Origin of the sequence: Hymenobacter terrestris, assembly GCF_013377905.1 — a bacterium.
In the GTDB taxonomy this organism is placed as follows: domain Bacteria; phylum Bacteroidota; class Bacteroidia; order Cytophagales; family Hymenobacteraceae; genus Hymenobacter; species Hymenobacter terrestris.
The window spans coordinates 1-6,803 of sequence record NZ_JABKAV010000105.1 but is presented as its reverse complement, the minus strand read 5'-3'; the positions used below and the strand labels follow the sequence as shown (position 1 = coordinate 6,803).

Sequence of the window (6,803 nt, the reverse complement as noted above, 5' to 3'; positions counted from 1 at the left end):
CGAATGGCAGCGCCTGCAGCTGGCCGAGCGTGGCCGAGTCGCAGGCTACTACGGCAGCATTAAACCAGCGCGAAGTGTACCAGAGCTGCACGCCGGGCACTGCCTTTACCTGCTGCACATAGCCGGGGCTCACCGGCAAATCGCGGGGCAGCACGGCAATCTGCTGGCGCTGGCGCCGCTGCAACGCCCGCCCCGACAGAAATTCCTCGGGCCGGCTTGTGCTGAAGGGCGTGCCGGTTTTGTCGCGGAAGTAAATCAGGTGCCGGCGCACCGTGTTTTTGGCCACGTCCGTAGCCGGAGTAGGCGGAGTTGAGCGGGCGGCCAAGGTCGGCAGGCTCAAGCCCGCCAGTAATCCAATCAGTAGCAAACGACGCATGCGCGGGCAAAGTAAGGTGAACGTTCAGGGGACCCTGCTTTGCCATTTGAACCGCCAGATCCCCCGGACGCCAAACGTACTAATGCGTTGCCTCGCGGCGCCCGCTAGTTACTGCTCTCAATCAGCACCTCGTTGCGCGACTGGCCGAGCTGCCGGACGAAGGGAAACCGACAACCCTGGGCACCCGAGCAGTCGTTTTTATAACGACGGCTGACGCGGTTGACCGGCCCCACGCCCAGCGCGAAAGTAGTGCGCTGAATGGTGCTTTCAACAGCGTTGATGGAATTCACTAAGTCGTTGACTGTGGTAACGGTGTTGGTGTACTCGTAGGTTTTACCGTTGCGGCTGACACTGAAAGGTTGCCCCACCTGCTGATAAAAGCGGGTGACGGCCACCACCGTATCGAGGGAGTTGAAGGCGTTGTAGTTCCAGCTTTTACCTTCCACGGCCGGCAGCACCAGCGCCACCGTGCGGCGGTTATTGATCTGCTCCGTCAAATTCAGCGGGGCCACCGTTACGGTCAGCACCGAATCGGCCTGCCAGGCCCCGGCGGCCGTAGCGCGGCGCGAGCGAACTACCTGATACACCAGCTTGCCAGCTGCGTCGGGCTCGGGGGCAGCCAGTACCTGCTCCCGAAACTGGAACCGGCTGGCCGTGGGCACGTTGTCGCGCCACGTCGTATCGGCCACGTCGTAGATGCGGACACTGCCCACACTGAGCGGGTAGTAGTCGGGCAGCAACTGCGGCTGCACCTCGGCGTTGTCGCCGCAGCCGGCCAGCAGCAGTGCCGCGGCCGAGAGGCTCAGCAGACCAACCAATCCATTCCGGCGCAGATAGTTCTTGTTCATCAGGTAGCAATTGATAAGCGGAAGGTAATAGTTCGGAAGTTGTTTCCTTTAGGCACTAAAAACGAAGCACTAAGGTGAATCAACTAAGCGCTCAGCTCAGCCAGCGGCTCCGGAATCTCGCCAATGGTGTGGCGCTCAATCCAGCCGCCGCCCAGCACATCGTCGCCCTCGTAAAACACGGCGGCCTGGCCGGGCGTCACGGCATGCACGGGCTCCTCGAAGTACACGTATATTTTGTCGGCGCGCTGCTCCAGGAAGGCCGGCGAGCCGTCGTGGTTATAGCGAATCTTCACGGTGCTCGGCACCAGGCCGCGCCCTTCGAGCGAGGCAAACTTTCCCATATTCAGCTGCCCAACCAGCGTGCGCGAGCTGGCCAGCTCCTCGAAATTGCCCAGCACCACGCGGTTGGTATCGGGGTCGATGGCCGTAACATACGCCGGGAAGCCCAGCGCAATGCCCAGGCCCTTGCGTTGCCCTATCGTGTAGAATGGGTAGCCTTCGTGCGTGCCCACTACCGTGCCGTCGCGCAGCACAAACTCGCCGCCGGCCACGCGCGCTTCCAGGCCCGGCACACGCCGCCGCAGAAAGCCGCGGTAGTCGTTATCGGGAATAAAGCAGATTTCGTAGCTCTCGGGCTTGTTAACGAGTTCGGTGAAGCCCCGCTCGCGGGCAAAGTCATAGATGGCCGACTTGCGCAACTCGCCCAGCGGGAAGCGCGTGCGCGAGAGGCTTTCCTGGCTCACACCCCAAATGGCGTAGCTCTGGTCCTTGTTCTCATCGACGCCCTTGCTGATAACGAAACGGCCGTTTTCCTCGCGCACTTGGGCGTAGTGGCCGGTGGCGATAAACTCGCATCCAAGCTGGTCGGCGCGGCGTAGCAGCGCGTCCCATTTGATGTGGGTGTTGCAGAGCACACAGGGATTAGGCGTGCGCCCGGCCAGGTACTCGTCGGTGAAATTGTTGATGACAGCCTCGCCGAACTCGTCGCGAATGTCGATAATGTAGTGCGGGAAGCCCAGCTCCACGGCAATCTGCCGGGCGTCGTTGATGGAGTCGAGCGAGCAGCAGCCAGTTTCTTTTTTGCCCCCGCCTGCCGAGGCGTAATCCCAGGTTTTCATGGTCATGCCGACCACTTCATAGCCCTGCTCGTGCAGCATCACGGCCGCTACCGAGCTGTCGATGCCGCCGCTCATAGCAACCAGCACCCGTCCTTTCGTTGTGTTCATACCAGTTGTAATTGCGCCCGGAGCGTGAAAGGTTCCGGCCGAGTGCGCAAAGATACGAAGCCGGTGACGAGCTGAGGCGGTAACGGTTTCCCGCAGCAGGGACTATGGGCGTATCTTTACCCGCTCATCTACTCATTCACCGACTCACTCCTTCCCGCATGTCCCTGCTTCTGCCCGTCCTCGTCCGTGGTATCAACAACCTGTCCGATGCCCGCTACTGCGCTGGCATGGGCGCCGACGGCCTCATCTTCACCCTCGACCCCAGCCTGCCCGGGGCCGTGGACGTGGCCACGTTAAAGGAGCTGGCCGGCTGGGTGGCGGGCGTGGAAATCATCGGGGAGTTTGGCGGCGAAATACCCGTGTCAGAAATCAATCGTCTGGTAGAGGAGTGTAGCCTTACCCGCATTGTCCTCAACCTGCCGGCCGCTGGCCCATGGCCCGATGGTCCCGTAACCGTTCCGGCACTGGTCGAGCTGCCGCAGCCAGTAGCAGCCGATACCCTGAGCCAGTTGCGCACGGCGCTAACTGCCGGCTTCGAGCTTATAACCGGTATGCCGGAGGCGACACTACCGTCCAGCAGTCAGCAACAGTCGTCTTGGCTGAGCGGCAACCCGGCTCCCGCCCAGGTGGCAGAATTGATTGCCCGTCTGCAGCCTGCCGGCCTCATCCTGCAAGGCGGCGACGAAATCAAGCCCGGCATCCGCGACTTCGACGAGCTGGAAGCCATTTTTGAGGCGCTGGAAGAATAGCCGTCGGCTCTCAGCCCATCACCGTCGTCAGGCCAAAAACCGGCAGGCCCAGCCGTTCGTCGCCACTAATGGCCACGTGCGCCTGGGCCTGTTGCCGTGGCAGGCTTTTGGTGAACAGCCGCCACGCAACCGCACCTTCCAACTCGATGGTTGTAACCGGTTGGCCAGTGTATTCCTGGCCAAGTGCCCAGCCATCAGTTTCACGCAGCAAATACCAGGTTCCGCCCACCGGGCCCATAATTGTGAAAGCAACAACACTCCCCACACTGGCCGGCACCGCCCGGTAATGGTGGGGCAGCGCCCGCACGCAGGTGTTGATGAACGACTGGTAGAGCGCGGGCACCAGCAAAGCAGCCTCCTGCCCCACTGCCTGCCTGATTTGCTGCTGGTGGTGCCACTTCTCGGTGTAGTCGCGGGCAATATGAAACCAATTAGGCGAGGTGGTCTCGCCCGCCCAGCCAACGGCAAAGACAGCCGGTGCCCAAGGGTCGAGGGTGGCCAGATACTGGTTGTACTCGGCCCCCGACTGCTGCAGCAACCCCCGGATTACGTTCGGACTCAGCCGCTGGCCAGCCTTCACCCAGTCAGCATTCAATTGGTCAAGAAAGCTCACCAGCTCCGAATAGGAATTGCCAGCCGGCACCACGCCAAAGTGCCCGTCGCGCAGCATCGACAGCGCCCGGAGGCTGCCGTCGAGCAGATGCAGGGCTACATCTCGCACTCGCCACTTCGGCGCCAGCGTAGGTAGCTCCCATTCCGCCGGTGTGAGGGAAGCCAACAGACCGAACAGGTGCTGATCCAGCACCGGAAACAGGTCAACAGTCTGAACCGGCGGCAAAGGGTGCATGGCAGGAGGCATTACATAAGTAGTTAGCTCAGCTCGAACTGCACGTACTTAATAGGAACGCCCAGCTCGCGGTATTTGCGCTCGAAGGTAGTCTGGATGTCCTCGGCGTGGGGCAACAGCTCGGGCGTGGCGTATAGGTCGCGGGTTTGGGCCACAATGGTGGCGCCAGGGCGCTGCTGCAGGGTTTCGAGGGTGTAGTCGAACAGGTCGGCGTTGTCGGTTTTGAGGTGGAGCCGGCTACCGGGGCGCAGGATGCGCTGGTAGAGGTCGAGGAAGCGCGGGTAGGTGAGGCGGCGCTTGATGTCCCGGTCGCGGGGGCGCGGGTCGGGGAAGGTAATCCAGATTTCGTGCAGCTCGCCGGCGGCAAAATGATCGGCCAAGTCGTGGGCACGGGTGCGCAGCCAGCCCACGTTGGTCAGCTCCTGCTCCAGGGCCAGGGTGCTGCCCTTCCATATTCGGTCGCCCTTGATGTCGAGGCCCAGGAAGTTGCGCTCAGGGTAGCGCGCGGCCAGCCCCACAGTGTACTCGCCCTTGCCGCAGCCCATTTCGAGCGTAATCGGGTTCTGGTTCTCAAAAAAATCGGCGTGCCAGCGCCCGGGCAGCTGCTCGTAGGTTTCTTTGCCCGGCTCCACAATGGTCGGCCGGTCGGCATTAGCGGCAAAGCGCCGGAGTTTACTTCTGCTCACAATGGAATGGTGAGATAGTGAAATGGTGAGTTTGACGGGCCGTCCGACGGCCTTATAGTTCTTCGATTTCGGCCACTACAAAGGTACTGCCTCCGATAAACACCACATCATCTGCTTTAGCGGCGGCGCGGGCAGCATCTACGGCGGCGGGCACCGAAGGATGCGTGGTGCCTATAAGGCCCAAAGCAGCGGCCTGCTCAGCCAGCTCGGCAGCCGGCAAGGCCCGCGGGATGGTGGCCTGGCAGAAATAATAGGTGGCCTCCGGGGGTAGCAGGGCCAGCATCTTGCTCACGTCCTTGTCCTGCACCACGCCCAGCACAAAATGCAGCCGCTGCCGGGGCAGCCGCACCAGTTGCTGCACGATGAACCGGATACCAGCTTCGTTATGGCCCGTGTCGCAGATGACCAGCGGCCGGCGCTCGAGAATGGTCCAGCGGCCCCGCAGGCCGGTCAGGCGGGTTACCTCCCGCAGGCCTTCGCGCAGGTGGCTTTCTTCGATAATGAAGCCCTGGCGGCGCAGCTCAGCCACCGTGGCCAGTACACCAGGCAGGTTGTAGCGCTGGTAGTCGCCTACTAGGCCCAACGCCAGGTCATCCAGTATTATATCATCGTCATGCCAGATGCGCAGCAGCTGGCTGGCCTCATCAAGGGCGGGCTCGCGGAGCAATTCGACGCGGTAGTGCTGGTCGGCAAACAGCAGTGGAGCTCCCTCCTGCCGCGCCTTTTGTTTGAACACGGCCGCTACTTCGGGCTGAGTCTGGCTGATAATGGCCGGGGTGCCGGGCTTGATGATACCGGCTTTTTCGGCCGCAATCAGCGGCAGCGTGTCGCCGAGCAGGGCCTGATGGTCGAGGCTGATGTTGGTGATGAGCGACACCAATGGCTGCAGGATGTTGGTGGAGTCGAGCCGACCGCCCAGGCCCACTTCCACCACGGCCACATCTACTTTTTGCTGCGCGAAGTAGTCGAAGGCTAACGCCACGCACACCTCGAAAAATGAAGCTTCGGCCAGCTCGAACGTAGCCCGCCAGCGCGCCACCCACTCCACCAGAAACTCCGGGTTCAGCGGTTGCCCGTTCAGCCGGATTCGCTCAGTAAACTCCTTCAGGTGCGGCGAAGTGTACAAGCCCACCCTGTAGCCGGCCGCTTGCAGTACCGCCGCCAGAAGGTGGCTGGAGCTACCCTTGCCGTTGGTGCCCGCCACGTGCACGCTCCGAAATTGCCGCTCGGGGTGGCCGGTAGCTTCGGCCAGCGCCTCGGTGCGCTGCAGCCCCGGCTTGTAACCCGCCGCTCCCACCCGCTGAAACATGGGCAGCCGGGCGTAGAGATAATCGAGGGTCTGCTGGTAGTCCATTTTACTTGAGCTGTTGGCAGAACAATGTAGGGGCGACGATTGCTCCCTGCCCGCCGTTAGCACGGGCTTTGCAGGGCCTCCAAACAGTGGTTTAACGTATCGTTCTGACGGCGGGCGGCGGCAAGCCCCGCCCCTACACCGTTCAGTTAGCAGTTCAGATACCTACCGTACCGTAAACCGGAATGTGTAGAAACCGGTGGCGCCGCCGTTGGCCGAATTGGTGCGGCGGAACTCGGCGCTTTCCAAGGCGTCGCGGCAGGCTTTTTCCTGGGCCGGCGACACGTTGCCCGACACTTTGCGCACGGCTTCCACCTCACCGTCGGCATTCACTTTGATGCTGAAGCGGATGAAACCCGAGGTGTTATCGATGGCCGGGGCTGTGGGGCGGTTGACGAAGGCCCAGCCGGCCATGTCGAGGCCGCCGCTGCCGGGGCTGGTGCCGCGGCCGCCGCTGCCGGGCTCGCCCGAGTAGGCTTTGCCGTCGTAGGTGCCGCGCGGGTCGCCTTTGTCACCCACAGTGCCGGGGTTGTCGCCGTTGTTATTGCCGGTGGGTGCGTTGCTGGTACCGTTTACGCCGTTGCCACCGCCATCGGCGCGGTTGGCGCGGGGTGTGAACACGGCGCGCTGGTCTACTTTCGGGCGTACGGGCTCGGGCGTGGGCTTCACCTCTTCTTTGGGTGGAGCGATTTTGGGCGTGGGCGGTACCGATACGGGGCT

6 protein-coding genes and 2 pseudogenes are annotated in these 6,803 nt (G+C 62.5%); 1 reads left to right on the top strand and 7 read right to left on the bottom strand.

All coding sequences use genetic code 11. The features are described from left to right. From HW556_RS17630 to mnmA, 3 genes and pseudogenes are all read right to left on the bottom strand, one after another. A pseudogene (locus HW556_RS17630) lies at positions 1-376 on the bottom strand (peptidase S8); the annotation flags it as partial. 104 nt (positions 377-480) lie between these two features. Further along, positions 481-1,224, bottom strand: coding sequence for a hypothetical protein (locus HW556_RS17625; RefSeq protein WP_176901437.1), 744 nt, complete (start codon positions 1,222-1,224; stop codon positions 481-483). 83 nt (positions 1,225-1,307) lie between these two features. Further along, positions 1,308-2,450 (bottom strand): tRNA 2-thiouridine(34) synthase MnmA, encoded by a 1,143-nt coding sequence (mnmA, locus tag HW556_RS17620; RefSeq protein WP_176901436.1) that lies wholly within the window; start codon positions 2,448-2,450, stop codon positions 1,308-1,310. A 158-nt stretch (positions 2,451-2,608) separates the two neighbouring features. On the opposite strand from mnmA, the gene HW556_RS17615 reads away from it, so the two are divergent. After that, the gene (locus HW556_RS17615) at positions 2,609-3,199 is read left to right on the top strand and encodes a beta/alpha barrel domain-containing protein (protein WP_176901435.1); all 591 of its coding nucleotides are present in this window, start codon (positions 2,609-2,611) and stop codon (positions 3,197-3,199) included. Between the two features lie 10 nt (positions 3,200-3,209). On the opposite strand, the gene HW556_RS17610 is transcribed toward HW556_RS17615, so the two are convergent. From HW556_RS17610 to HW556_RS17595, 4 genes and pseudogenes are all read right to left on the bottom strand, one after another. Further along, on the bottom strand, positions 3,210-4,046 hold the full coding sequence (locus HW556_RS17610; protein ID WP_176901434.1) for a maleylpyruvate isomerase N-terminal domain-containing protein: 837 nt from the start codon (positions 4,044-4,046) through the stop codon (positions 3,210-3,212). Between the two features lie 23 nt (positions 4,047-4,069). After that, positions 4,070-4,732: a tRNA (guanosine(46)-N7)-methyltransferase TrmB gene (trmB, locus tag HW556_RS17605; RefSeq protein WP_176901433.1), complete on the bottom strand. Its 663-nt coding sequence runs from the start codon at positions 4,730-4,732 to the stop codon at positions 4,070-4,072. 52 nt (positions 4,733-4,784) lie between these two features. Continuing rightward, positions 4,785-6,086 (bottom strand): bifunctional folylpolyglutamate synthase/dihydrofolate synthase, encoded by a 1,302-nt coding sequence (locus tag HW556_RS17600; protein ID WP_176901432.1) that lies wholly within the window; start codon positions 6,084-6,086, stop codon positions 4,785-4,787. Between the two features lie 162 nt (positions 6,087-6,248). Then, positions 6,249-6,803: pseudogene (locus HW556_RS17595) on the bottom strand (hypothetical protein); the annotation flags it as partial.

What these genes read in the sequence shown, in the direction of transcription:
- HW556_RS17625 (WP_176901437.1), bottom strand. Translation starts at nt 1,224, where the DNA reads ATGAACAAGAACTATCTGCGCCGGAATGGATTGGTTGGTCTGCTGAGC.
- mnmA (WP_176901436.1), bottom strand. Translation starts at nt 2,450, where the DNA reads ATGAACACAACGAAAGGACGGGTGCTGGTTGCTATGAGCGGCGGCATC.
- HW556_RS17615 (WP_176901435.1), top strand. Translation starts at nt 2,609, where the DNA reads ATGTCCCTGCTTCTGCCCGTCCTCGTCCGTGGTATCAACAACCTGTCC.
- HW556_RS17610 (WP_176901434.1), bottom strand. Translation starts at nt 4,046, where the DNA reads ATGCACCCTTTGCCGCCGGTTCAGACTGTTGACCTGTTTCCGGTGCTG.
- HW556_RS17600 (WP_176901432.1), bottom strand. Translation starts at nt 6,086, where the DNA reads ATGGACTACCAGCAGACCCTCGATTATCTCTACGCCCGGCTGCCCATG.